The sequence below is a fragment of the Solimonas terrae genome (assembly GCF_011067135.1).
GTDB classification, from domain to species: domain Bacteria; phylum Pseudomonadota; class Gammaproteobacteria; order Nevskiales; family Nevskiaceae; genus Solimonas; species Solimonas terrae.
In genome coordinates this window covers 229,615-253,734 of record NZ_JAAMOW010000003.1, presented here as the reverse complement: position 1 = coordinate 253,734, position 24,120 = coordinate 229,615, and the positions used below count along the sequence as shown (strand labels likewise).

18 protein-coding genes are annotated in these 24,120 nt (G+C 65.6%); 6 read left to right on the top strand and 12 right to left on the bottom strand.

Going from position 1 to position 24,120, the window contains the following annotated elements; genetic code table 11:
- Positions 1–383 precede the first annotated feature (383 nt).
- On the bottom strand, positions 384–1,715 hold the full coding sequence (locus G7Y85_RS07070; protein WP_166254045.1) for a UDP-glucose dehydrogenase family protein: 1,332 nt from the start codon (positions 1,713–1,715) through the stop codon (positions 384–386).
- A gap of 389 nt (positions 1,716–2,104) precedes the next feature.
- Here G7Y85_RS07070 and G7Y85_RS07065 point away from each other — a divergent pair, with 389 nt between their 5' ends.
- From G7Y85_RS07065 to G7Y85_RS07055, 3 genes are all read left to right on the top strand, one after another.
- Entirely contained in the window at positions 2,105–3,847 is a 1,743-nt protein-coding gene (locus G7Y85_RS07065; protein ID WP_166254042.1) for an acyl-CoA dehydrogenase family protein, read from the top strand.
- Positions 3,848–4,217: 370 nt separating this feature from the next.
- Entirely contained in the window at positions 4,218–4,697 is a 480-nt protein-coding gene (locus tag G7Y85_RS07060; protein WP_166254039.1) for a glutathione peroxidase, read from the top strand.
- A gap of 16 nt (positions 4,698–4,713) precedes the next feature.
- Positions 4,714–5,004: a GIY-YIG nuclease family protein gene (locus G7Y85_RS07055; protein WP_166254036.1), complete on the top strand. Its 291-nt coding sequence runs from the start codon at positions 4,714–4,716 to the stop codon at positions 5,002–5,004.
- 435 nt (positions 5,005–5,439) lie between these two features.
- Here G7Y85_RS07055 and ypfJ read toward each other — a convergent pair whose 3' ends face one another.
- Positions 5,440–6,276 carry a KPN_02809 family neutral zinc metallopeptidase gene (gene ypfJ, locus G7Y85_RS07050; protein ID WP_166254033.1) on the bottom strand — a complete coding sequence of 279 codons (837 nt, stop codon included), beginning with the start codon at positions 6,274–6,276 and terminating at the stop codon, positions 5,440–5,442.
- 317 nt (positions 6,277–6,593) lie between these two features.
- Here ypfJ and ggpS point away from each other — a divergent pair, with 317 nt between their 5' ends.
- Entirely contained in the window at positions 6,594–8,843 is a 2,250-nt protein-coding gene (ggpS, locus tag G7Y85_RS07045) for a glucosylglycerol-phosphate synthase (RefSeq protein ID WP_166254029.1), read from the top strand.
- A gap of 71 nt (positions 8,844–8,914) precedes the next feature.
- Here the strand turns inward: ggpS and tgt are convergent, their stop codons facing one another.
- The gene (gene tgt / locus G7Y85_RS07040) at positions 8,915–10,132 is read right to left on the bottom strand and encodes a tRNA guanosine(34) transglycosylase Tgt (RefSeq protein ID WP_166254026.1); all 1,218 of its coding nucleotides are present in this window, start codon (positions 10,130–10,132) and stop codon (positions 8,915–8,917) included.
- Positions 10,133–10,284: 152 nt separating this feature from the next.
- On the opposite strand from tgt, the gene G7Y85_RS07035 reads away from it, so the two are divergent.
- Positions 10,285–10,890: a DUF2937 family protein gene (locus tag G7Y85_RS07035; RefSeq protein WP_166254023.1), complete on the top strand. Its 606-nt coding sequence runs from the start codon at positions 10,285–10,287 to the stop codon at positions 10,888–10,890.
- Here the strand turns inward: G7Y85_RS07035 and queA are convergent.
- Positions 10,880–11,923, bottom strand: a complete 1,044-nt coding sequence (gene queA / locus G7Y85_RS07030) for a tRNA preQ1(34) S-adenosylmethionine ribosyltransferase-isomerase QueA (RefSeq protein ID WP_166254020.1) — start codon at positions 11,921–11,923, stop codon at positions 10,880–10,882. The two genes, G7Y85_RS07035 and queA, sit on opposite strands and share 11 nt — an antisense overlap.
- A gap of 177 nt (positions 11,924–12,100) precedes the next feature.
- Between queA and G7Y85_RS07025 the strand changes: the two genes are divergently transcribed.
- Positions 12,101–14,821 carry a winged helix-turn-helix domain-containing protein gene (locus tag G7Y85_RS07025; protein WP_166254017.1) on the top strand — a complete coding sequence of 907 codons (2,721 nt, stop codon included), beginning with the start codon at positions 12,101–12,103 and terminating at the stop codon, positions 14,819–14,821.
- A gap of 83 nt (positions 14,822–14,904) precedes the next feature.
- Here G7Y85_RS07025 and curA read toward each other — a convergent pair whose 3' ends face one another.
- From curA to G7Y85_RS06985, 8 genes are read right to left on the bottom strand one after another with little or no spacing between them, the layout of a single operon-like run.
- Positions 14,905–15,936 carry an NADPH-dependent curcumin/dihydrocurcumin reductase gene (gene curA, locus G7Y85_RS07020; RefSeq protein ID WP_166254014.1) on the bottom strand — a complete coding sequence of 344 codons (1,032 nt, stop codon included), beginning with the start codon at positions 15,934–15,936 and terminating at the stop codon, positions 14,905–14,907.
- A gap of 17 nt (positions 15,937–15,953) precedes the next feature.
- Positions 15,954–17,981 (bottom strand): acetoacetate--CoA ligase, encoded by a 2,028-nt coding sequence (locus G7Y85_RS07015; RefSeq protein WP_366514925.1) that lies wholly within the window; start codon positions 17,979–17,981, stop codon positions 15,954–15,956.
- Positions 17,982–18,004: 23 nt separating this feature from the next.
- Complete coding sequence (locus tag G7Y85_RS07010; protein WP_166254008.1) at positions 18,005–19,132, bottom strand: DUF5938 domain-containing protein; 1,128 nt, start codon at positions 19,130–19,132, stop codon at positions 18,005–18,007.
- Positions 19,133–19,161: 29 nt separating this feature from the next.
- Positions 19,162–19,920: a glucose 1-dehydrogenase gene (locus G7Y85_RS07005; RefSeq protein WP_166254005.1), complete on the bottom strand. Its 759-nt coding sequence runs from the start codon at positions 19,918–19,920 to the stop codon at positions 19,162–19,164.
- A 14-nt stretch (positions 19,921–19,934) separates the two neighbouring features.
- Positions 19,935–21,968 carry an acetoacetate--CoA ligase gene (locus G7Y85_RS07000; RefSeq protein WP_166254001.1) on the bottom strand — a complete coding sequence of 678 codons (2,034 nt, stop codon included), beginning with the start codon at positions 21,966–21,968 and terminating at the stop codon, positions 19,935–19,937.
- A gap of 13 nt (positions 21,969–21,981) precedes the next feature.
- Positions 21,982–22,443 (bottom strand): DUF3237 domain-containing protein, encoded by a 462-nt coding sequence (locus G7Y85_RS06995; RefSeq protein ID WP_166253997.1) that lies wholly within the window; start codon positions 22,441–22,443, stop codon positions 21,982–21,984.
- Positions 22,444–22,452: 9 nt separating this feature from the next.
- Complete coding sequence (locus G7Y85_RS06990) at positions 22,453–23,289, bottom strand: hypothetical protein (protein WP_166253994.1); 837 nt, start codon at positions 23,287–23,289, stop codon at positions 22,453–22,455.
- A 3-nt stretch (positions 23,290–23,292) separates the two neighbouring features.
- Entirely contained in the window at positions 23,293–24,105 is an 813-nt protein-coding gene (locus G7Y85_RS06985; protein WP_166253990.1) for a glucose 1-dehydrogenase, read from the bottom strand.
- Positions 24,106–24,120 lie beyond the last annotated feature (15 nt).

Below are 24,120 nucleotides of genomic sequence, written 5' to 3'. Positions count from 1 at the left end.
TTCCCTCGATACGATCGCTACACGATCACTCGGGACTAACGGCCTGAAGGACAGCGGCGGCCCCATCCACCCGTGACGAATCGCTTGAAGGACCGCCGGAGCCCCTCCTTCCCGTTCATGCCGAGTGCCACGCACAGCGCGGTGTATCGAGGCACGAGCCGAGCGCACGGCAAACTCAGGCCACCGTCGCCTGTGCTGGATTCGGCTCCCTCGATACGATCGCTGCGCGATCACTCGGGACGAACGGCCTGAAGGACAGCGGCGGCCCCACCCACCCGTGACGAATCGCTCGAAGGACCGCCGCGGAGCCCCCTTCTTCCCGTTCATGCCGAGTGCCGCGCGCAGCGCGGTGTATCGAGGCACGAGTCGAGCAGACGGCAACCTCAGGCTGCCTTCGCCCCTCGACCGATCGACTGGTAATGAAAGCCCGCAGCGGCCACCACCGCCGGGTCGTAGAGATTGCGGCCGTCGAAGATCGCCGGCTGGCGCAACAGCTTCTTGATCGCAGCAAAGTCCGGGCTGCGGAAAACGGCCCACTCGGTCACGATCGCCAGCACGTCGGCGTCCTCACACGCCGCTTCAGGGGCATCCACAAGCTGGAAATCGGGCCGCTCGCCGTAGAGCTTGCGGGTGGTCTCCATCGCCACCGGATCAAACGCCCGGACCTTGCCGCCTGCCGCCCAGATGGCCTCCATCAGCACGCGGCTCGGGGCCTCACGCATGTCGTCCGTGTTCGGCTTGAAAGCCAGGCCCCAGATCGCCACGGTCTTGCCGCGCAGGTCGCCGAGATAAGCCGTGATGCGCTCGAACAACAGATGCTTCTGGCGATCGTTCGCCGCTTCCACGGCCGTCAGCACCTGCAAGGTCTGCTCATGCTCGTGGCCGGTCTTGACCAGCGCCTTGACGTCTTTGGGAAAGCAGGAGCCGCCATAACCGCAACCGGCGTAGAGAAACTGGAAGCCGATGCGCGGATCGGAGCCGATACCGCGGCGCACGCTTTCGATGTCGGCGCCGACCTTCTCGGCAAGCAGGGCCAGCTCGTTCATGAAGCTGATGCGGGTGGCCAGCATCGCGTTGGCGGCGTACTTGGTCAGCTCGGCCGACTCGACATCCATTGCCATCACGCGGTCGTGATTGCGATTGAACGGCGCGTACAAGGCACGCATGCGCTCCAGCGGACGCGGGCCGTCGGTGCCGACGATGATGCGGTCCGGCCGCATGAAATCCTCGACGGCGGCGCCTTCCTTGAGGAACTCCGGGTTGGACACCACATCGAACGGCAGATCCGCGCCTCGCTCGGCCAGTTTCTCCTGCAGGGCCTTGCGCACCTTCGCCGAGGTTCCGACCGGAACCGTCGACTTCGTGCAAACGACGCGATAGCCGGACATGTGCGTGCCAATCGTGCGGGCCACTGCCAGCACGTACTGCAGGTCGGCCGAACCATCCTCCTGCGGCGGCGTGCCGACCGCGATGAAGATGATTTCGCCGTGCGCCACGCCGGTCGCGGCGTCTGTCGTGAAATCGAGGCGATTCGCTGCTGCATTGCGCGTCAGCAGGGACTCGATACCCGGCTCGTAAAAGGGGCAGTGCCCGGCTTTCAGCGTGGCGATCTTGTCCGGGTCCACATCAACGCAAAGGACATGATTTCCGACCTCGGCGAGACAGGCAGCAGTAACCAGACCGACGTAGCCGGAACCAAAAACGGTAACGTTCATGAAACTCCAATAGCTGGGGAGACGCGAGCGGCCGAAGTGTAACGGACCGTCGACCGCGCCCGGTAGGCGCAACGCAAATCACGGGCCAACCGCCGTCTCGATGAGCGGATGAGCCGCGCCGCGCCGCAGCACCCGAGTTCGAATTCGCCGTTGTACTGTGGTCAACCGGACTCTAAAAGCCCACCCGTGCGAGGCGGCACGGCGACCTCGGCGCTGCCGGCCACCTACAGCGCAGAGTGCCGCGGGACTGCGACGCCACCATTGCGCTCGCAGCGGCGAATATTCCGGCTGTCCGCCCGAAGCACCACCGGCATGCCACCCAAGTCAGCTTGTCGGCCGCCCTGTGCTAGCCTTGGCGCCCCCAAAAAGCACGAGCCCGGAACACCGCCATGGCGAGCTACAAAGCGCCCCTGCAGGAAATCAATTTCGTTCTGAGTCAGGTGCTCGGCGCCGACAAGCTGGCGGCACTGCCCGGCTACGAAGACGCCTCGGCGGAAACCCTCTCCGGGCTGATCGACGAAGCCGCCAAGCTGATCGAGAACGAGCTGGCGCCGCTGAACGCCAAATCGGACCAACAGGGCTGCACGTACAACGGCAACAACACGGTCACCGTTCCTGACGGCTTCGCCGATTTCTGGAAGGCCTACGCCGAAGCCGGCTGGATCGGCATCATGCAGAAGCAGGAATACGGTGGTGCCGGCCTGCCCTACACGCTCGGCAAGGTCATCGAAGAACTGCTGTGCTCGGCCAATGTCGCGTTCGCGCTCTATCCGGGCCTGACGCAGGGCTGCTTCGAGGCGATCGCCGCCAACGGCTCCGACGAGCAGAAGCAGACCTACCTGCCGAAGCTGGCGACCGGCGAATGGTCGGGCACCATGTGCATGACCGAGCCGCAGGCCGGCTCCGATCTCGCCGCGGTCAAGACCAAGGCGCACCCGCAGGATGACGGCTCCTTCCTGCTCGAAGGCAGCAAGATCTTCATCACCTCCGGCGAACACGAGATGGTCGACAACATCGTCCACTTCGTCCTCGCGCGCCTGCCGGACTCGCCGCCGGGCATCAAGGGGCTTTCGACCTTCGTGGTGCCGAAGTACCTGGTGAAGGACGACGGCTCGGTTGGTGAACGCAACCCGGTGAAATGCGTCTCGATCGAACACAAGATGGGCATCAACGGCTCGTGCACCTGCACGATGTCGTTCGAGAACGCACGCGGCTGGATGATCGGCAAACCGAACACCGGCATCCAGAACATGTTCGTGATGATGAACCTCGCGCGCATCATGGTCGGCTACCAGGGTCTGGGCCAGTGCGAGCTCGCCACGCAGAACGCCATTCGCTACGCGCTCGAACGCAAGCAGGGCAAGGCGTTCAACGGCGGCGATGTCATCGCCCATCACCCCGACGTGCGCCGCATGCTGCTGCAGATGAAGTCAGTCACCGAAGGTGCGCGCGTGCTGTGCTACGAGACCGCCATGCACGTCGACGCCTCGCACCACGCCGCCGACGCCGCGGCGCGCGAGGAAGCGCAGGACTGGGTCGAACTGAACACGCCGCTGGTCAAGGCGTTCTGCACGGACTCGGCGGTCGAGCTCGGCTCGATGGCGATCCAGGTCTATGGCGGCCACGGCTTCATCAAGGAGCACGGCATCGAGCAGATCGTCCGTGACTCCAAGATTCTCTGCCTGTATGAAGGTACCAACGGCATCCAGGCCATGGACCTCGTGCGCCGCAAGCTGATGCTGCACGGCGGCCGCCTGCCGAAGCGTTTCTTCGAAGCCGTGCGCGCCGACCTGGACGCGGCGCCGGCCTTCATCGCCGCACCGCTGGCCAAGGCGCTCGCCGAGCTCGAATCGACGACGCGCTGGGTGCAGGAATCCTACAAGCTGACGCCGGACGATGCCGCCTTCGGCTGCGTCGACTTCCTGCGCGCATTCTCGCTGACCTATCTGGGCTGGAACTGGCTGCGCATGGTGCGCGCAGCGGAAACCGGCGGTGATGCGGCTTTTGCGGCGAGCAAGCGCGCGACCGCGCAGTTCTTTGCCACTCGCATGCTGTCGCAGGTGCCAAGTCTGCTCGCCAACGTGCGCGAAAGCGCGGCCGAACTGATGGAACTGGACGTGGCCGCGCTCTGAGCGAGCGTGCTATGCAGGATATCGAGTTGGGGGCGCCACTCGATATCCTTCTTCGAAGTGCCGCAAGCATGCCTCGATACACCGCGCTAGTGTGCGGCACTCGTGCCTCGATACACCGTCTTCGACGGCACTCGGCATGAACGGTGTGGCTGGGCCGATCACCCCGCAAGACCGCCGTGACGGATATTCCTGAACCGTTCGTGCCGAGTGCCGCGCGTTAGCGCGGTGTATCGAGGCACGAGTGCCATCGAAGATGGTGTATCCAGTCACGCCTCATTTCGGGGCGCCCGGCTCGGCCGAACACGATCGATTCCGCTTCGCTGTCCTGCCTGCAGCTGTTACGCTCCGTCCACCAATCCGGGAGCATGCGATGACGACCGTCTACGACTTTGAAGCGAAAACCATCGATGGCAGCGAGCAAAAGCTCGACGCGTATTCGGGCAAGGTGCTGCTGATCGTCAACGTCGCCAGCAAATGCGGCTTCACGCCGCAGTACAAGGGCCTCGAAGCCCTGTGGCGCAAGTACAAGGACCAGAACTTCGCGGTGCTCGGCTTCCCCTGTGACCAGTTCGGCCATCAGGAACCGGGCGACGAAAACGAGATCAAGAACTTCTGCTCGCTGACCTACGAGGTCGACTTTCCGATGTTCGCGAAGATCGACGTCAACGGTGCCGGCACCCATCCCCTTTACAAGCACCTGAAGAGTACGGCGCCGGGTGTGCTGGGAACCGAAGGCATCAAGTGGAACTTCACCAAGTTCCTCGTCGACAAGAGCGGCAAGGTCGTCAAGCGCTACGGCTCGATGGACACGCCCGAAAAGATCGAGGGCGACATCAAGGCGCTGCTGTAGGGCGGCGAGCCGTGGCGTGTCGTTCTGGGTTTATCTCCTGCGCTGTGCCGATGGAAGCTTTTACGCAGGACATACCGATGACTTGCAGCGCCGTCTGGCAGAACACGAGCACGGCACCGCGCACGGCTACACCTGCCGACGGCGACCGGTAGAACTGGTCTATTCTCAGGATCTCCCGAGCAGGGAAGATGCACTGGCTGCAGAACGCCAGATCAAACGGTGGAGTCGGCGCAAGAAGGAAGCGCTGATCAAACACGATTGGCATGCTCTGCACGCGGCGGCGAAGAAGACGTTCGAGCGCGACTGATCGCGTGCCTCGATACACCGCCTCCGGCGGCACTCGGCATGAACGGTTCGGCGGTCTCACGACCACCCAACTCAAGCCACGCCACAGCGCCGCCGTTCGCCCCGAGTGATCGCGCAGCGATCGTATCGAGGGGCCTCCGCACATGCCGCCGACACCGGGCTGCATTCGTCGCCGGAGCAGTGCGCGGCTCGGTGTCAGAACGGCGCGTGCCTCGATACACCGCCTCCGGCGGCACTCGGCATGAACGGTTCGGCGGTCTCACGACCACGCCGCTCAAGCCACGTCACACCACCGCCGTTCGCCCCGAGTGATCGCGCAGCGATCGTATCGAGGGGCCTCGACGAGCGGACCTCGGATGTCGTGCCCTGGGGGTGACGGAGGAGCTCCTGCGACATCAAGCCGCAGGATCGCCATTTGGAGCCCGACCCGCTCCGACTAAAGATCCCGCGCTGCAAACGTGTCGCAGGCACCGACCTGCCCCGAATCGAAGCCCGATTTGAACCAGCGCACGCGCTGCGCCGAAGTTCCATGCGTGAATGAATCCGGCACGACTTCGCCCTGCGCCTGTCGTTGCAGGCGGTCGTCGCCGATCGCGGTCGCGGTATTCAGGGCGGACTCGATGTCGCCCTGCTCCAGCCATTGGTGGCGCGCCTGCGCGCGATTCGCCCAGACACCGGCGTAGCAGTCGGCCTGCAGTTCCTGTCGCACGGACAGGCCGCTGGCTCCCGTCATCTGTGCGCCTTGTGCCTGCGCACGCTGCGCGCGATCGAACACGCCCGTCAGGTTCTGCACGTGGTGACCGACCTCGTGGGCGATGACGTAGGCGTACGCGAAATCGCCGCCGCCGCCGAGGCGCGTCTTCATTTCGTCGAAGAAGCTCGTATCGAGATAGACCTGCCGGTCGCCCGGACAGTAGAACGGACCGGACGCGGCGGTGGCACCACCGCAGGCGGTCTGCACGCTGCCGGAGAACAACACGAGCTTCGGTGCCACGTACTGGCCACCGGCATGTTCGAAGATCTCGCCCCAGACGTCTTCGGTCTCGCCGAGAATCGCGCGCACGAAATCGGTTGTCTCGTCATCCGGCGCAGCGCTCTGTGACATCGGCGCCTGTTGTTCGATCTGCTGAACCAGCCCGAGCATCTCCAGGGGGCTCTTGCCGAGCAACAGACCGAGCACGACGACCACGGCAATGCCGCCGATCCCGAGCTTCATGCCGCCACCGCGACCGCTGACAACGTTGTCACTGCGCCGCGCGTCACGCCATTTCATGTCGGATTTCCTGGATTCGGGAGCGCGGCCATCGTCGCCGAGCGCCGGCGCTCACGCAAGATCTTGTGCGAGGTGTGCAAGCACACCAGCTCGCCGCGATAAGAATGCAGGAACCGGCAATTCCCTTACACATTCAAATCAGAACGTGTAATTCTTTGTTTAAAAATAAAAAAATAAAACAAGAACATCATATTAAATAATGATATTTCGCCTTTTTAATGCATAATTCATTGATTAATTTAATGAAATATGTATAATGCCGCCTCCAGTGCCGTCATCTCGGCGCGAAATCCACTAGCTTCACAGGGGGAGCGCGCATGCTGCTTGCTACAGATCTGGACGGGACGTTTCTGGGAGGGAGCCCGGAAGACCGTCAGCGTCTCTATCAACTCGTCAGTCGTCACCCGGATATCCGACTGGTCTTCGTCACCGGTCGCGGACTCGAATCGGTCCTGCCCTTGCTGTCCGACCCGGCCATTCCGACACCCGATTTCATCATCTGCGATGTCGGCGCCACCGTCGTCGATGCGCACACGCTGCAGCCGGTGCAGCCGCTGCAGGCCGAGATCGGCGAACACTGGCCGGGCGATCCAGTCATCGCCGCGGCGCTGGAGACCTTTGGCCTGCAACGCCAGGACGTGCCGCAGGAGCGGCGCTACTCCTATTTCTGCGGCGAAGCCGAAGTCAGCGACGAACTGAAAAAGGCGGTCGCCGATCTGGGTTGCGACCTGCTCTATTCGGCCGGTTTGTACCTCGATATCCTGCCGCGCGGCGTCAACAAGGGCACGACGCTGATGCGCCTGGTCGAACATCTCGGCGTCGATCCGCAGCGCGTGCTGGTCGCCGGTGACACGCTCAACGACCTGGCGATGTACGAGCAGCCGTTCAAAGGCGTCTGCGTGGCCGACTCCGAAGCGAAACTGCTCGATGCCACGCGCAACAACACGCTGGTGCTGCATGCCGGCGCCCGCGGCTGCGGCGGCATCCTCGAAGCGATCACGCACTTCGGTTTCCTCGGCAACGAGGGCATCGACGCGCACGCCAATCCTTCGCACGAGGCCGGCAAATCGGATCTGGTGATCGTCTATCACCGTCTGCCGTACGAGGAGTTCTTCGAGAACGGCAAGCTGGTGCGCCGCTCGCCGAGCTCGCCGAACGGCATCCTGCCGACCCTGCTGAGCTTCTTTGCCGATGGCCGCCGCGGCGCCTGGGTCGCCTGGGCGGTCGACGATCCCAAGCGCGGCCCGTTCGAGTTGCACACGCCGGTCGATGCCAAGCGCTATCCACGGCTGACGGCGGCGCGCGTGCCGCTGTCGAAACAGGATGTCGACGTCTTCTACCGGCACTTCTCGAAGGAAGCGTTCTGGCCGATGCTGCACACTTTCTGGGAGCGTGCGCGCTTTCGCGAAGATCACTGGCAGATCTTCTGCCGGGTCAATCGCGCGTTTGCCGAACGCACCGCCAGCGAGGCCGCCGAAGGCGCGGTGGTCTGGCTGCACGACTACAACCTGTGGATGGTGCCGGCCTATCTGCGCGAATTGCGTCCGGACCTGAAGATCGCGTTCTTCCATCACACCTATTTTCCGTCCGCCGACGTGTTCAATGTCGTGCCGTGGCGGCGTGCGATCATCGGCAGCCTGCTGCAATGCGACTACGTCGGCTTCCACATCCCGCGCCAGGTCGAGAATTTCGTCGATGTCGTGCGCGGCGCAGCGCCGGTGCGGGTCGTCGAGCGGCAGAGTTGCGCGCCACGTTTCGTCACCTACGGCTGCGCGGTCGGGCTCGAGCACTACACGACCGAGATCGCGGTCGGTGATCGCCACATCCGGCTCGGCGCCCATCCGGTCGGCATGGACATGGACCGCGTCGCCGAATCGCTGGCACGGCAGGACGTGCAGAAGCGCATGGCGGAGTTGCGTGCGTCGCTCAAGGGCCAGCGCCTGATCCTGTCGATCGAAAGACTCGACTACACCAAGGGAACGCTGGAGAAGCTCGGCGCGTTCGAACAACTGCTGGTCGAGCATCCGGAACTGGTCGGCAAGGTCACGCTGATCACGGTCTGCGTGCCGGCCGCCAAGGAGATGACGGTCTATCGCCAGTTGCAGCGCAATATCGAAGAAGCGGTGGGCCGCATCAATGGCCGCTTCTCGCGCGTCGGCTGGACGCCGGTGCAGTTCTTCGCACGCGCCCTGCCCTTCCACGAAGTCGTCTCCTATTACGCGATGGCCGACCTGATGTGGATCACGCCGCTGCGCGACGGCCTCAATCTGGTGTGCAAGGAATATGTCGCGACGCAGGGCCTGTCCGGCGGTCGCGGCGTGCTGGTGCTGTCCGAATTCGCCGGCGCCGCGGCCGAACTCAAGGGCGCGATCCTGACCAATCCGCACGACATCGAGGACCTCAAGAACGCCTGCTACATCGGCCTCAACATCGGCCAGGCCGAAGCCGAAGCACGTTTGCGCCAGCTGTTCGACATCGTCCGGCACTACGACAACCGGCGCTGGGGCGAGGACTTTCTCGAAGCCGTATCGCCGAGCGAAACAGCGGCTCACGCGGCCAGCGCCTGACGGGCACGCGCTCGAACCGGGCGGGTTGCCCCGGCGACCGCATTCGCGCTGGCGCCGCTCCTGCCGGGGTTCTAGATGCCGTCGGACGCCGACTGCACCGCGGCGGCTTTCGAACGTGCCGGCCGGCCTTCCGGCGAGGCGAGAAAGTCGCTGGCAAACGCCTCGTAGCGATCGTCCTCGATCGCCGTGCGGATGCGCTGCATCAGCGCCAGGTAGTAATGCAGGTTGTGGATGGTGTTGAGGCGCGGGCCGAGCATTTCGTTGCAGCGATCGAGGTGATGCAGATACGCGCGTGAATAGTGCCGGCAGGTGTAGCAGCTGCAGTTCGGATCGAGCGGCTGCGGATCGTCGCGATACTGCGCGTTGCGCAGCTTGAGCACACCCATGCTGGTGAACAGATGGCCGTTGCGCGCATTGCGGGTCGGCATGACGCAGTCGAACATGTCGATGCCGCGCGCCACCGCCTGCACCAGATCGCGCGGCGTGCCGACACCCATCAGGTAGTGCGGCCGATCCGGCGGCAGTTCCGGCCCCACGGCATCGAGCACCTTGATCCGCTCGGCCTCCGGCTCACCGACCGACAGGCCGCCGATCGCATAACCGTCGAAGCCGATCTCGCGCAGCTGCGCCAGCGACTCGCGACGCAGCTCGACATGCATGCCGCCCTGGACAATCCCGAACAACGAGGCCGGCGCAGGCAAAGCACCGCTTTGCCCCGCCGAGCCCGCGAGCGCATGCCGGCGCGAGCGGTCTTCGCACAATTGCGTGTGCTGCGTCTTGCAGCGGGCTGCCCAGCGCGCCGACAGCTCCATCGACTTGCGTGCCTGCTTGTCGGTCGCCGGGTACGGCGTGCATTCGTCGAACTGCATGATGATGTCCGAGCCCAGGGCGTGCTGGACTTCGATCGAACGCTCCGGGCTCAGGAAGATGCGGTCGCCATTGATCGGCGACGCGAACTTCACGCCCTCCTCGGTGATCTTGCGCAGACCCGACAGACTCCAGACCTGGAAGCCGCCGGAGTCGGTGAGGATGGGGCCGTTCCAGTGCATGAAACCATGCAGACTGCCGAAGTGGTCCCGGATCAGGTTTTCGCCCGGCCGCAGCATCAGGTGAAAAGTGTTGCCGAGGATGATCTGACTGCCGACCTCGCGCAATTCCTCGGGCGTGACGCTCTTGACCGTGCCGTAGGTGCCGACCGGCATGAAGATCGGCGTCTCGACGACCCCGCGGTCGAATCGGAGCCGGCCACGCCGAGCGTTACCGGATTGTTTGAGCAGTTCGAACTTCACGAAATGATGCTTTCGCCGAAAACGGCGCGCATTGTCCCATGACACCGGCCGGCGTGGCGCGACAGCGGCGATTCAGGCGCCTTGCGCTCCTCTTGTGTTCCGGGCGCGCCGCCGGCACGCTGCCGTCAGCCGCCATCATCACGAGGGTCCGCATGAGACCACTGCTCGCGATCATCGACCGCCTGCTGTTCGCCTTCGGCTTCGCGCTGGCGATGCAGCTGCCTCAGTTTGTCGACAGCTACACGCAACGCTACGGCGGCTACCACCAGGCGCTGGTCGACGGCATGGCCGAATACCAGCGCAATGCCGACGAGCATTACGGCGGCGATCTCGATGCGCTGATCGCCGAGCTGCATGCCGCACCCTCACCCGGCATCCACGGCATCGGCGACCAGCTCGAAAACGAACGCGCCCGCGAAATCGACATGCGTGCGGGCCTGGCGATCCTCGAACACGGCAGCCTGCCGCAAAAGCTCTGGTATCTCGGTCGTCATCTCGATCGCGAACTGGCACGTGCGACCTGGATGGCTTACACGCCCGGCCTGCCACTGTCCGCCGATGCACTGGTCTGTGGCCTGATCGGCGCGATCGCGCTCAGCAGCCTGTTCAATCTGCTGCGCTGGCCGTTCAGCGCGCTGCGCCGGCGGCGCGAGCGGCCGTTGATGATGCCGCCGCCGGCGCCACCGCCACCGCGCCCGGAACCGCGCGAAGTACGCAAGCCGCCGGCGCCGGTGGAGCGCCGCGCGCCTACGATCTGACGACGCCTTCTGCCGGCTCGATGAGCATCGCATCGCCGTAGCTGAAAAAACGGTAGCGCTGCGCGACCGCGTGCCGGTACGCTGCCATCATGCGCTCGTAACCACCGTAGGCGCAGACCAGCATCAGCAGTGTGCTTTCCGGCAGATGGAAATTCGTCAGCAGGCGATCGACGATGCGGAAGCGATAGCCGGGCGTGATGAACAGGTGCGTCTCGCCCGCCGCCGGCTGCAGTGTGCCGTCACGATCCTGCAGGGCAGCCGCCGATTCGAGCGCGCGCGTGACCGTCGTGCCGACCGCGATCACCCGCCCACCGCGCGCGCGCGCGGCGTCGAGCCGGGCACAGAGCTGCGCGTCGATCGCATAGCGTTCGCCGTGCATGCGGTGCTCGCGCAGATCGTCGACGCGCACCGGCTGGAAGGTGCCGGCGCCGACGTGCAGGGTCAATGTCGCGCTCTCGACGCCACGCGCGGCGAGTGCCGCCAGCAGGGCCTGATCGAAGTGCAAACCGGCAGTCGGCGCCGCAACCGCCCCCGGCTCGCGGGCAAACACCGTCTGGTAGCGTTCGGCGTCGTGGTGGTCCGGCGCATGGCCGATGTACGGCGGCAACGGCAGACGGCCGGCGCGCTCGAGAAACGCCATCACGCCATCGTCGCCGTCGTAGCGCAGATGGAACAGATCGTCGTCGCGGCCGAGCACGGTCAGCCGGTCGTCACCGATCTCGATGACGCCGCCCGCCTTCGGCGTCTTGCTGACGCCGAGCTGAGCCAGGAATTCACGGCTGTCCAGCACGCGCTCGACAAACACCTCGACACGCCCGCCGCTGCTCTTGCGGCCGAACAGGCGCGCCGGAATCACGCGCGTGTCGTTGAACACGATCAGATCGCCGGGCGCGAGCAGCGACGGCAGTTCGACGATGCGGCGATCCGCCAGCTGCTCGCCGACGTGCAGCAGCCGGCTCGCCGAACGCTCGACGCTCGGGTATTGCGCGATCAGGGCATCGGGAAGCTCGTATTGAAAATCGGCGCGGCGCATGTCGGTGACAAGGTAAAACGGAAAAATGGGGAACGTGGCCGGCGGCCGTCGCAGTGTCGCAATTATCCCACGCCCGGGCGCTGCAACGCAGCAAAACAAACCGCAAAACGCTGGGCTATAGTTCGCGCTCGCGCTTCGACAGAAGGCGCATGGATGAGGGGAGGACGCTGCGCGGCTATGGATTTTGCTGCACGCCCCATGGAAGTGTTCACGCACAAATTCTTCACGCCGATTTCGTATCCCGGCGCGATCCAGCGTGAGGAACTGCTGGCACGTCTGTTTCGCGCGCCGCCGTACGGCGTGGTCGTCGTGCAGGCACCGGCCGGCCATGGCAAATCGACGCTGCTGCAGCAGGCCAAGCATCACGGCGAAGCGCAGGGCGCGATCACCGCCTGGCTGACGCTGGACGAAGCCGACAACGACATGCGCCGCTTCGCCGGCCATCTGCAGGCACTGGTCGAGGGGCTCGGCAACGACAGCCCGATCGCCGCCGGCGAAGAAGCGGGCTCGCCGCGGGCAACGCGGCGTCGGCTGTCGGACTGGGCAGCCAGCCGGCTCGCGCAGTTCGACCGCGCCGTGCATCTGTACTTCGACGAATTCCAGGCGCTCAACAATCGCGCCGTGCTCGCCGTCTTCCGCGAACTGCTGGAACGCCTGCCCGACAATGTGACCCTGTTCATCGGCACCCGCGCACTTCCGGAAATCGGCCTGGCGCGCCTGGTCGTCAACAACCAGGCGCTGGTGCTGCGCGCGGACGATCTGCGTTTCTCGGAAACCGAAGCGGAACGCTTCTTCGGTCAGGCCCAGGACCTTGGCGTCAGCCGCGAGGAACTCGATGCGATCTATCGCCAGACCGAGGGCTGGCCGGCAGCGCTGCAGTTGTTCCGCCTCAGTCTGCCCAGCCCCTCGGTGCGCGGCGCCCTGCTCGATCCGGCCACGCACCGGCCGCGCCAGCTTGCCGAGTATCTCGCCGACAACGTGCTCGGTCTGCAGCCACCGCGCATCCAGCAGTTCCTGCGCCAGACCTCGGTGCTGACGCGCCTGTCGGCCGGCCTCTGCGACGAAGTCACCGGCTGGCAGGATTCGCAAAGCATCCTGCTGTTCCTCGAACGTTCCGGCCTGTTCCTGCGCTGCCTGGATTCGGAACTGAGCTGGTTCAAGTACCACACCCTGTTCTCGTCGTTCCTCGCCGACCAGACGCGCGGCGAAGAACCGGCCCTGCTCGACACCGTGCACCGGCGCGCCGCCGACTGGTTCTACGCGCACGGCATGCACGAGGACGCCATTCATCACGCGATCGCCGCGCGCAATTACGTGTTCGCGGTCGAGATCATGAACGTCTGGGCCGACCGCCTGATCGTCGATGCCAATCTGGCGACCGTCGAGCGCTGGTCCGACGCGCTGCCGCTCGACCAGATCGCCCTGCATCCCGAGCTGGCGGTGAAGATTGCCTGGGCACTGGTGTTCCTGCGCCGGCATCACAAGCTGCGGCCTCTGCTGTCGATTCTCGAAAAGGCGTCCGAAAAGCACATCGACTCCAGCGTCGTGCGCTCGATGCTGGCGATGGTCGTCGACGACGTGCCGCTGGCCTTCAGCATCGTCGACACCATGCAGCTGCGCGACCAGCAGCCGGAGGGCTTTCGCGCCTTCGAGCTCAGCGCGGCAGCCAATCTCAGCGGCTACCGGGCGATGTCGTCCGGCGACTTCGATGCCGAGCGCGAAGCCCTGCAACTCGCGCGCAGCTTCGGCACGCGCGGCGATGCCGCGTTCAGCGGCGGCTATTCGTTCGCGGTGCACGGCATCAGCCTGATCATGCAGGGCCGGCTCAACGATGCCCTGACGCATTACCGAGCCGGCCTCGCCGAACAGCATCTCGATCTCGACAAGTCGTTCGCCGCCGCATCGCTGGTCGCCTGCTACATCTACGCGCTCTACGAATGCGACGAGCTCGATCTCGCCGAATCGATGTTCCTGCAGTTCCATGATCTGATCACCGACGCGGTGCTGCTCGACTTCCTCGCGCTCGGCTATCTGGCGATGGCGCGCATCCAGGATGCCCGTGGCCGCGCCAATCGCGCCGACGAAGTGCTCGCCGAGGCCGAGCAGCTTGCGCACAACGCCGGCTGGCCGCGGCTCCTGCGCATCGTTGCCTGGGAGCGCGTGCGGCGCGCACTGCTGGCTGGCGAAGTCGAACGCGCCCAGGCGATCGCCAGCCGCATTCCGACGCAGGCGGAATTCGAACTGCCCGATGGCTGGATGATCTTTTCCGAATCGATCGAAGGCGATGCGATCGGCAGGATCCGGCTCGACCTGCACGGCGGCCGTCACGAGGCGGCGCTGGCGCGCATCTCGACCGAGATCGCCGCTGCGCAGCGGCAGCGACGTCAGTACCGCTTGCTGAAGCTGGTGGTCCTCGAAGCGCTCGCCCACCACGGGCGTGGCAGCGACAACCTCGCGCGACGCAGCCTGCGTCGTGCCGTGCAGCTTGCGGCGCCCGAGAGTTTCGTGCGGATCTTCATGGACGAGGGGGCGTCATTGCTGCCGCTGCTGCGCGACGAACATGCCTCGCTGATGCGCGACATCGCCGCCGGCGATCAAAGCCTGGCGCCCTTGCAGGTCTTCGTCTCGCAGCTCCTGTCGCGCAGCGGCCAGCTGGTCGACGCCGATCGCACGGCGCCGGCGCAGTCCGGCTTCCAGCCGCTGGAACCGCTGACCGATCGCGAAACGGAAATCCTCGTCTACCTCGCCAACGGCGTGTCGAACAAGGAAATGGCGCGGCGCCTCTTCGTATCCGAGAACACCGTCAAGTTTCACCTCAAGAACATCTACTCGAAGCTCGCCGTCGGCAGCCGCCTGCAGGCGATCAATGCCGCGCGGCAGATGGCGCTCATCCGCTGAGACGGGGACCTCGCTGCAGCGGCGCCTGGTAAATGCGGCGGCGCGCCACATTGATCGTGATCGCGCCGGGCACGCGCCCGCAATCAATCGGCGACGCGGACGACGAGCTTGCCGAGATTGTCGCCACGCAACAGACCCATCAGGCCGGCCGGTGCGTGTTCGAGACCTTCGATCACGTCCTCGACGACGACGATCCGCTGCTCGCGCAGCCAGCCGCTCATCTGCTCGACGAACGCCTCATGGCGCGTCTTGTAGTGCTCGAAGATGATGAAACCCCGCAGGCTCACGCGCCGGGTCAGGAGGATGCGCAGCCACTGCGCCGTCTGATCCGGGCCGTCGCTCGGCGCGGCGCGGTTGTAGTTCGCGATCAGGCCGCTCAGCGCGATGCGCGCGTGATCATTGAGCAGCGGCAGGGCCGCTTCCCAGACCGCGCCACCGACGTTCTCGAAGAACACATCCACACCCGACGGACAGGCCGCCGCCAGGCGCTCGGCGAAATCGTGTTGCTGATGATCGACGCAGGCGTCGAAGTGCAGCTGTTCGACGGCGTAACGGCATTTCTCGTCACCGCCGGCGATGCCGACGACGCGTGCACCGCGCAGCTTCGCGATCTGCCCGGCGATCGAACCGACGGCCCCGGTCGCCGCCGACACCAGTACGGTCTCGCCGACTTTCGGCTGGCCGATATCGAGCATGCCGACGAATGCCGTGAAGCCGGGCATGCCCATCGCACCAAGCGCCAGCGATGGACGCGGCATGTCGGTGTCGAGCCGCGTCAGGCCGGTGCCGTCCGACACGGCGTAGTCCTGCCAGCCGCTGGCGGCGAGCACGAGATCGCCGACGGCGTGGGCGGCGTGCTTCGATGCGATGACCCGGCTGACCGTCGCGCCCACCATCACCGCGTCGATCGCGACCGGTTCGGCGTAGGACGGCGCGTCGTTCATGCGGCTGCGCATGTACGGGTCCAGTGACAGCCACAGCGTGCGCAGCAGCAGTTCGCCGTCGTCGATCGTCGGCAGCGGCACGCGCTCCATGCGCAGGTCGCCGTGCTGCAGGCTCGCGTCCGGACGACGTGCAAGCACAATGCGCCGGTTCTCGGCAGCGGTTTCGGTCATCGGTATGGCCTCGGTGCTCAGCTGCTGAGCATGACGCGGTTGTCGGAACGGAAGCGCACGAACCAGTCGATCGCTGCGGGATTCTGCATGGCATCGCGATTCGCCGCTTTTTCCAGCGGCCAGCCGGCCAGCAGTTTGCGCACCGGCACTTCCATCTTCTTGCCGGTCAGCGTGTAGGGAATGTCGTCGACCGCGTAGAGCTGGTCCGGAACATGGCGGGGGCTGCAGTCGATGCGCAGCTGCCGTTTTATCTTCTCGCGCAGTTTCTCGTCGAGCGCGCCGCCGTCGCGCAGCTTGACGAACATCGGCATGAAGAAGCGACCGCCTGCCAACTCGCAGCAGACGATGAGGCTGTCGCTGATGTCCGCGATGCGCTCGACACTGCGATAGATTTCCGCCGTGCCGATGCAGACGCCGTAGCGATTGAGGATCGAATCGCTGCGGCCATAGATGTAGCTGCCGCCGCGCGCATTGCGCTTGATCCAGTCGCCATGCCGCCAGACACCGGGCCAGGTCGAGAAGTACGCGTCGCGATAGCGCTGGCCATCGCCGTCGTTCCAGAAACGGATCGGCATCGACGGACAGGGATTGGTGATGACCAGCTCGCCGACCTGATCGACCAGCTCGACACCCTGCTCGTTCCAGACCTGGACGTCCATGCCGAGCAGGCGCGACTGGATCTCGCCGGCGTGCACGGGCAGGGTCGGCACGGCACCGACGAGCGCCGACGCAAACTCGGTGCCGCCGCTCTGCGAGGTCACCCACAGTTCCGGCTTCACCTCGTCGTAGAACCACGCGAAGGTTTCCGGCATCGCCGGCGAGCCGGCCAGCAGCACCATCTCCAGCGCCGACAGATCGAAGTCGCGGCGCGGCTGCAGGCCATCCTTCTGCATGATCTGCGCGAAGCTCGGGCTGGTCCCGAAATGCGTGACGCGGGCCTGCTCGATCAGCTTCCACAACACCGCAGGATCGGGGCCGATCGGGCAGCCGTCGTACAGCACCGGCGTGGCACCTTGCAGCATGCCCGACAGCAGCACGTTCCACATCATCCAGCCGGTCGTCGAATAGAACATCGGCCGCGAACCGGGCCGCAGGCCAACGTGAAACGCCGTCAGCTTGCAGTGCTCGACGAGGATGCCGACATGACTGTGCACGACCGCTTTCGGCAGACCCGTCGTCCCGGACGAAAACAGCACCCACAGTGGATGATCGTGGTCGACGCGCTCGTAGCGGAACTGTGCGACGGACACATCGGGCCCTTCGATCAGTTCGCCCCAGCGCAGTGCGCCCGGCACGATCGGCGCGTCCAGCGGCTGCAGATACGGCAGACAGACCACGTGTTCGAGACTGGCGAGGCCGGCGACGATCTCGCTGACCTGCGCGTCACGCGGAAAATCCTCGCCCGCGAAGCGGTAGCCATCGACGACGAACAGCAGCTTCGGCGCCAGTTGCGCGAAACGGTCGATTACCGTGCGCGCGCCGAACTCCGGCGAAGCCGCCGTCCAGACCGCGCCGATCGCGGTCGTCGCCAGCATCGCGATTGCGGTCTCCGGCACGTTCGGCATGTACGCCGCCACCCGATCGCCGGGTGCGATGCCCAGTGCGCGCAGTTTTTCCGCGACGATCCGCACCCGGCGGCCGAGTTCGCGCCAGCTCGTCGACTCCAGTGGCCGCAGCTCCGAGGCATGCATCAGGGCCGGCGCGTCCGGGCTGCGCGATTCGTGGCGCAGCAGATGCTCGGCATAGTTGACGCGCGCTCCCTCGAACCAGAGCGCGCCCGGCATCTCCCGCGCGCTGCAGACTCTGGCGTACGGCGTGTCCGAGCGGATGTCGAAATAGCGCCAGATCGCGGCCCAGAACGCATCGTTGCTGTCGATCGACCAGCGCCACAGGGCATCGTAGTCCGGTAGGTCGAGACCGAGCCGGGCATTGACCCAGTAGCGGAAGTGTTCGACAGCGGCAGCGGACGCACGCTCGGCGGGCGGCGTCCACAGATGCGCACCTTCCGCGACATGCGTCGCGGCCGGTGCGATCTTCAGGGCCACCTTCATGCTCCTTGCGCGGTCGCTCAGGCGCTGAACGCGTTGACCGTCAGCTGCGGTTTCGACACCAGACCGAAGCTCTGCAGTACGCCAAGCAGCTCGCGATGGCCGAAGGCCTGGCAGCCGGACGCGAAGCCGTGACGCTTCGGCGGCGCCTGCACCAGGTGATAGGCCGCGTAAGCCTGCAGCAGGCCGGTCTGCTTGTAGTTGCAATTGCCGTGAATCACGCAGTGCGCATGACCGAGCGGACCACTGGCATGCACCGAATCCACGGAAATGTTCTCGCGCGGATTCTCGCGCGGCGGCATGCCGGACTGCAGGCTCGCCGCCATGTCGGACAGCGCCTTCTCCTGTTCGGCCTTCGGCAGTTGCTTGATCTTTTCCTCGATCACGCCGGTGATCTGCACCACACCTTCCATCACCGGCCGCGCAAACACGCCACCCTGCGCCTTGCAGCTCGACACGCGCGGATCATTCTTGAACCAGACCGGATGCGCGGTGCCACCCCACGGCAGTGCCATTGCGACCTCGTGCTGGCCGGGCACCACGACCTCGGATTTCGCGGTCGGCGCCCACTGCACGTACTGCTTGTTTTCGAGATAGTAGAAGTTGGCGGTGAGGATGCTGAAGATGGTCTGCGTCGACGCATAGGTCGGGAAGCCCTTCCACAGCACGAGGATGTCGAGCGTGTCGAGTCCCGGCGTCTCGAGGCAGATGTTCGCGGCGATCTCGCCGGTCGTGTACATCTGCGCGATGCCCGGCGACAGCAGCAGGTTCTTCGCCGCGAACTTGGCGCCCCACTTTTCCTCGGCATGCATCATCCAGTTCTGCTCGCCGTTGGTATCCGTGTAGTGCGCACCGGCATTGAGACAGGCCTCGACCGCCTCGTCGCCGTACTTCATGAACGGCCCGACCATGTTGCACATGACCTTGGCGCCCTTCATGAGCCTGGTCAGCGCTTCAGTAGTGTGCTCGACCTCGGCGATCTCGTAGTCGGCATTCTCGATGCCCGGCACCTTGTCGAGCACTTCCTTGATGCGCTTGCCGTCACGGCCGGCGGCCACGAACGGCACGCGATACTCGCGCAGGTATTCGGCGACCAGACGGCCGGTGTAGCCGGTCACGCCATAGATGACGACGGGTTTCTTGCTCATGGATCTCTCCTCAGGGTTCCGTTGTTTGTTTATGCGGTCATGCCGCCGTCGACGACGAGGTCGGAGCCGGTCACGTAACTGGATTCATCCGACGCAAGGAACAGCACCGCAGCCGCGATTTCGGACGGCCTGGCGAAGCGTCCCATCGGAATGCGCGCCAGCGTCTTTTCGGCGAAGGCCTGCGCCTGCTCCGGTGCCAGGGTTGCGAGCGCGCCACTGACCATCTGCGTTTCGGCAAAGCCGGGGCAGACGTTGTTGATGCGGATGTTGTAGCCACTGCGGGCGCAATGAATCGCAGCCGAGCGCGTGAAAATGCGCACGCCACCCTTGGCCGCGTTGTAAGCCGGCAGCGCGGCTTCGCCGAGCATGCCCTCGATCGACGCGATGTTGACGATCGATCCACCCCTGCCCTTCATGCGTGCGATCGCCGTCTGCGTGCCGAGCATCACGCCGCTGAGATTGATGTCGAGCGTACGCTGCCAGACCTGCGCCGTGATGTTCTCGATGTCGACCAGATCGGCGATGCCGGCATTGTTGACGACGACATCGAGCCGTCCCCATTTGTCGACGGCGGCGTCGAGACTTGCGTTCCACTGGCCGGCGTCGGTGACATCGTGCCGGCGGAACATTGCATTGCTGCCCAGTCTGGCGGCCTCCGCCTCGCCGACACCGGCATCGACGTCGGTGATCAGCACTTTCGCACCTTCGGCAAGCAGCGCCTCGGCCGCGGCGAGGCCCAGACCGCGTGCACCGCCGCTGACGACACAAACCTTGTCCTTCACGCGCATTGTCTTCTCCTGGCTCAGGCCGAGGCCTGCTGGCGCGACTTGCCACGCCAGTCGTAATCGGTGGACGTGTCAGCGAAGCGGACATACCAGTCGATCGCCTCCGGATTCATCATCGCGTCACGGCTGGCCGCCTTCTCCAGCGGCCAGCCGAGCAGCAGCTTGCGCACCGGCACTTCCATCTTCTTGCCGGTCAGCGTGTACGGGATCGCTTCGACCGCGTAGATCCGGTCGGGGACGTGGCGCGGGCTGCAGTCCTCGCGCAGCTTGGCGTTGATGCGCTTGCCCAGCGCCTCGTCGAGCGCGATGCCCGGTTTGAGCCTGACGAACAGCGGCATGAAGAAGTTGCCGCCCGGCAACTCGACGCAGACGATCAGGCTGTCGGCAACTTCCGGAACCTGCTCGACCGCGCGGTAGATCTCCGCGGTGCCGATGCGCACGCCGAAGCGGTTCAGCGTCGAATCCGAACGGCCGTAGATGTAGCAGCCGCCGCGCGCATTGATCTTGATGAAATCGCCGTGCCGCCAGACGTTCGGGAACACTTCGAAATAGGATTCCCGGTAGCGCTTGTCGCCATCGTCGTTCCAGAAGCGGATCGGCATCGACGGAAACGGCGTGGTCACGACCAGCTCGCCAACCTCATCGACGATCTCGCGACCGTCGTCGGTGAACGCATGCACGTCCATGCCGAGCAGACGCGTCTGGATCTCGCCGGCATGCACCGGCAGTGTCGGCGCCGCACCGACGAAGCCGCTGCACAGCTCCGTACCGCCGGACTGCGAGGTGACCCAGAGGTCCTGCTTCACGCTGCGGTAGAACCAGGCGAAGGTTTCCGGCGTCGACGGCGCGCCGGCGACGACAATCGATTCGAGCCGGCTCAGGTCGAAACGTTCGCGCGGCACCAGGCCGGCCTTCTCCATCATCTGCACATAGGTCGGGCTGGCGCCGAACGAGGTCGTGCCGGTATCGGCCGCAAGCTGCCAGAGAAAGTCCGGCGACGGGTGCGCGGGATTGCCGTCGTAGAGCACGACGGCGCTGCCGGTCAGCAAGGCCGCAAGCAACAGGTTCCACATCATCCAGCCGGTGGTGCTGTAGAAGAACATCACCGACTCGGGGCCGAGATTGAGATGGAAGTGCAGCAGCTTCAGGTGTTCGAGCAGGGCGCCGACATGGCTGTGGACGATGGCCTTGGGCAGCCCGGTAGTGCCGGACGAGAACACCACCCAGAGCGCGTGATCGTAGGCGACCTGTTCGTAGCGGAACGCTTCGCGCGACACCGGCGCATGATCCATCACGTCGGCCCAGCTGCGCAGCTGCGGCCAGGCCGGTGGCGCTGCCTGCGGGTCGAGATGCGGCAGCCAGACGACCGTCTCCAGCGACGGCAGGGCGTCGACGATGCGCCGCACTTCCGCCGCGCGCGCGAAATCCTTGCCGCCGAAACGATAGCCGTCGGCTGCGAACAGCACTTTCGGCTCGATCTGCGAGAAGCGTTCGATCACCGTCTTGACGCCGAATTCCGGTGCCGCCGATGACCAGGTCGCGCCGATCGCGGTGGTTGCCAGCATCGCGATCGCGGTCTCCGGCACGTTCGGCATGTAGGACACGACGCGATCGCCCGGGCGCACGCCCAGCGCGCGCAGCCGCGTGGCAAGCACGCGGACCTGGGCGCCGAGATCGCGCCAGCGCATCTGCGCCAGCGGCCGCGTCTCGGAGCGGTGATGGAAGACCACGGCGTCCGGCGCGATCGCCTCGTGACGCAGCATGTGCTCGGCATAGTTGAGCCGGGAATCCTCGAACCACTTCACGCCGGGCATCTGGCGACGATCGAGCACGCGCGAGAACGGCACCGTCGCCTGCACGTCGAAGTAATCCCAGATCGTCTCCCAGAACTGCTCGGGTTGATCCACCGACCATCGCCAGAGACCGGCGTAGTCGTCGAGCGCGAAGTCCAGGCCGCGCCGCTCGCGCAGCCAGTTCTGGTAGCGCGCCAGCTGCGAGCGCTGCGCGAACTCGGGGCGCGGCGTCCACAGCAGTTCGCCTTCCTGAACCATGTCGTTCTCCCTGTCAGCGAAGTGCGTGAATGTCGTAACGCACTTCGAAAGTCTGCATGTCGACTTCACCGCGGCCGACGCAGTACAGACGGTGCAGCCACTGGTAATCCGGATGCGCAGAGCTGAAGCGCGGACCGGTCTGCAGCGCGACGCGCGGCGGCAGTTCGCCGGCAAGAAAGCGCTCGTAGCCCTGCTCGCCCAGGTCGCCGACGCCGTGGTACTGCACGTAGATCAGTGCACCGTCATCGGTTTCGATCGTCGTGCGCACATCGAGTTCGCCCACGCCATCGCGGCGCAGCGTGAAGAAATCCGCACCGACGGCGCGCAGCCTGCCCTTCAGGCGCGGACCATCGAGCGTGCCGCCGGTGACATAGAAGTTCACGCGTATGCCTTCCGGCGTCGGGCCGATCACTTCCGGCGGCGCCTGCAAGGTGGCGTGCATCGCGCAGAGAAATTCGCTTTCGAGTCGCGGCATGGCGGCCACTCAACGCAGAGCCGCGAGACGCTGCAGCACGGTTTCCGGCTTGGCGTCGCCGGGCACGCGGGCGTAGCGAAATCCGTTCTCGGGGCAATCGGACGCAGCCGCACCGCTCCAGAAGTCGGACGGGACCATGCGGCCGCTACGCCGACCGTTCGCGACCTGCGGGGCGATCACGAAGCCGAAGTCGGCGGCGTCACCGCGGTAGCGCCCGCCCGGCGCCGCCAGACCGATCTCCCAGCGATAGTGCGCGGCAACATTGAGCACCGGGCGATAGGCTTCGAGTCCGGCGGCGTCCTCGGGTTCACTGTCGACGGACTCCTGCAACAGCAGGATGTCGACGCCGACATCGCCGAAGCTGCGCAGGAAATCGGCGAGGTAGGCCGAGGCATCTTCGGTTTCGTCGGCGCCGAAGTCGGCGGCGCCGGCACCGTCATCGCCGAACGCGGCGCGGTACGCATCGAGCGCCCAGCGCTTCGGCGACGGACAGACCAGTGCCAGCGGCAGACGCGCGAAGCTTGCGCGCAGGCCGCGGGCAATTTCCAGCAGGTGCGCCCGCAGCGCCGCATCGGCGAGCAGCGTCTTGAGCGGGAACACCGGGCGGTTCTTGCTGCGCATCGCGTCGAGCAGCGCCGGATGCGCCTGCAGCCAGGCGTTGCCGACCTCGCCGATCGGCAGCTCCAGCACGTCGGACTGCAGCAGTCCCTGCGCCTTGCGTTGCCAGGCCACCAGTTCCGAGACGTCCAGCCACGGCACCGAGCCACCGGCGAGCAGGGCACCAGCGTATTCGCTGTAGTCGAGCCACAGGCGCTTTCCCTGCGCAAGGATGTCGTCGAGGGTCATGCGTCAGGCAGCCGAGTAACCGCCGTCGATGACGAGTTCGCTGCCGGTCATCCACTTTGTCGCATCGGCTGCGAGGTAGAGCACGGCGCTGGCCACGTCGGCCGGCTCGCCGAAACGGCCCATCGGGTGGCCGGCCTTGATCGCGCCTTCGGCGGTCGCGTAGTCCGGTGCCAGACCGAGATCGACGAAATGCTGGATGAAATTCGTGCCCATCTCGGTCGCGACGATCGCCGGATGGACCGAATTGACGCGGATGCCGGTGCCCAGCTGCGCGCACTCGACCGCCGCGGCCTTGGTCAGCAACCGCACCGCGCCCTTCGACGTGTGGTAGGCGGCATGCCCGGTCGTGCCGATCAGGCCGGCAACCGACGACATGTTGATGATCGAACCGCCCTTGCCGGCCGGCGCCGCCATCGCGCGAATCGCGTGCTTGACGCCGAGGAACACGCCGGTGACGTTGATGTCGAGCACCTTGCGGAAATCCTCGACCGTGCACTGCGACAGCAGCGCCGCGGTTTCGATGCCGGCGTTGTTGACGACGATGTCGAGGCCGCCGAGTTGGCGCTTCGCCGCGGCGACCGCGGACTCCCACTCTGCTTCCCTGGTGACGTCGTGCACACAGGCTTCGGCCTTGCCGCCGGCCTTGCGAATCGCTTCGACCGTCGCCTTGCCGCCGCCGTCGGCGACATCGGTGACCAGCACGGCGGCACCCGCCTGCGCCAGCGCCAGCGCCACCTCGGCGCCGATGCCGCGTGCGGCACCGCTGACCAGGGCCACTTTGCCGTCGAGCCTGAACAGCTTGCTGTAGTCCGTCATCTCTCTCCTCCTCTC

Excerpts from the sequence above, each read along its gene's own strand:
- G7Y85_RS07070 (WP_166254045.1), bottom strand. The coding sequence starts at position 1,715 with ATGAACGTTACCGTTTTTGGTTCCGGCTACGTCGGTCTGGTTACTGCT.
- G7Y85_RS07065 (WP_166254042.1), top strand. The coding sequence starts at position 2,105 with ATGGCGAGCTACAAAGCGCCCCTGCAGGAAATCAATTTCGTTCTGAGT.
- G7Y85_RS07060 (WP_166254039.1), top strand. The coding sequence starts at position 4,218 with ATGACGACCGTCTACGACTTTGAAGCGAAAACCATCGATGGCAGCGAG.
- ypfJ (WP_166254033.1), bottom strand. The coding sequence starts at position 6,276 with ATGAAATGGCGTGACGCGCGGCGCAGTGACAACGTTGTCAGCGGTCGC.
- ggpS (WP_166254029.1), top strand. The coding sequence starts at position 6,594 with ATGCTGCTTGCTACAGATCTGGACGGGACGTTTCTGGGAGGGAGCCCG.
- G7Y85_RS07035 (WP_166254023.1), top strand. The coding sequence starts at position 10,285 with ATGAGACCACTGCTCGCGATCATCGACCGCCTGCTGTTCGCCTTCGGC.
- queA (WP_166254020.1), bottom strand. The coding sequence starts at position 11,923 with ATGCGCCGCGCCGATTTTCAATACGAGCTTCCCGATGCCCTGATCGCG.
- G7Y85_RS07025 (WP_166254017.1), top strand. The coding sequence starts at position 12,101 with ATGGATTTTGCTGCACGCCCCATGGAAGTGTTCACGCACAAATTCTTC.
- curA (WP_166254014.1), bottom strand. The coding sequence starts at position 15,936 with ATGACCGAAACCGCTGCCGAGAACCGGCGCATTGTGCTTGCACGTCGT.
- G7Y85_RS07010 (WP_166254008.1), bottom strand. The coding sequence starts at position 19,132 with ATGAGCAAGAAACCCGTCGTCATCTATGGCGTGACCGGCTACACCGGC.
- G7Y85_RS07005 (WP_166254005.1), bottom strand. The coding sequence starts at position 19,920 with ATGCGCGTGAAGGACAAGGTTTGTGTCGTCAGCGGCGGTGCACGCGGT.
- G7Y85_RS07000 (WP_166254001.1), bottom strand. The coding sequence starts at position 21,968 with ATGGTTCAGGAAGGCGAACTGCTGTGGACGCCGCGCCCCGAGTTCGCG.
- G7Y85_RS06995 (WP_166253997.1), bottom strand. The coding sequence starts at position 22,443 with ATGCCGCGACTCGAAAGCGAATTTCTCTGCGCGATGCACGCCACCTTG.
- G7Y85_RS06990 (WP_166253994.1), bottom strand. The coding sequence starts at position 23,289 with ATGACCCTCGACGACATCCTTGCGCAGGGAAAGCGCCTGTGGCTCGAC.
- G7Y85_RS06985 (WP_166253990.1), bottom strand. The coding sequence starts at position 24,105 with ATGACGGACTACAGCAAGCTGTTCAGGCTCGACGGCAAAGTGGCCCTG.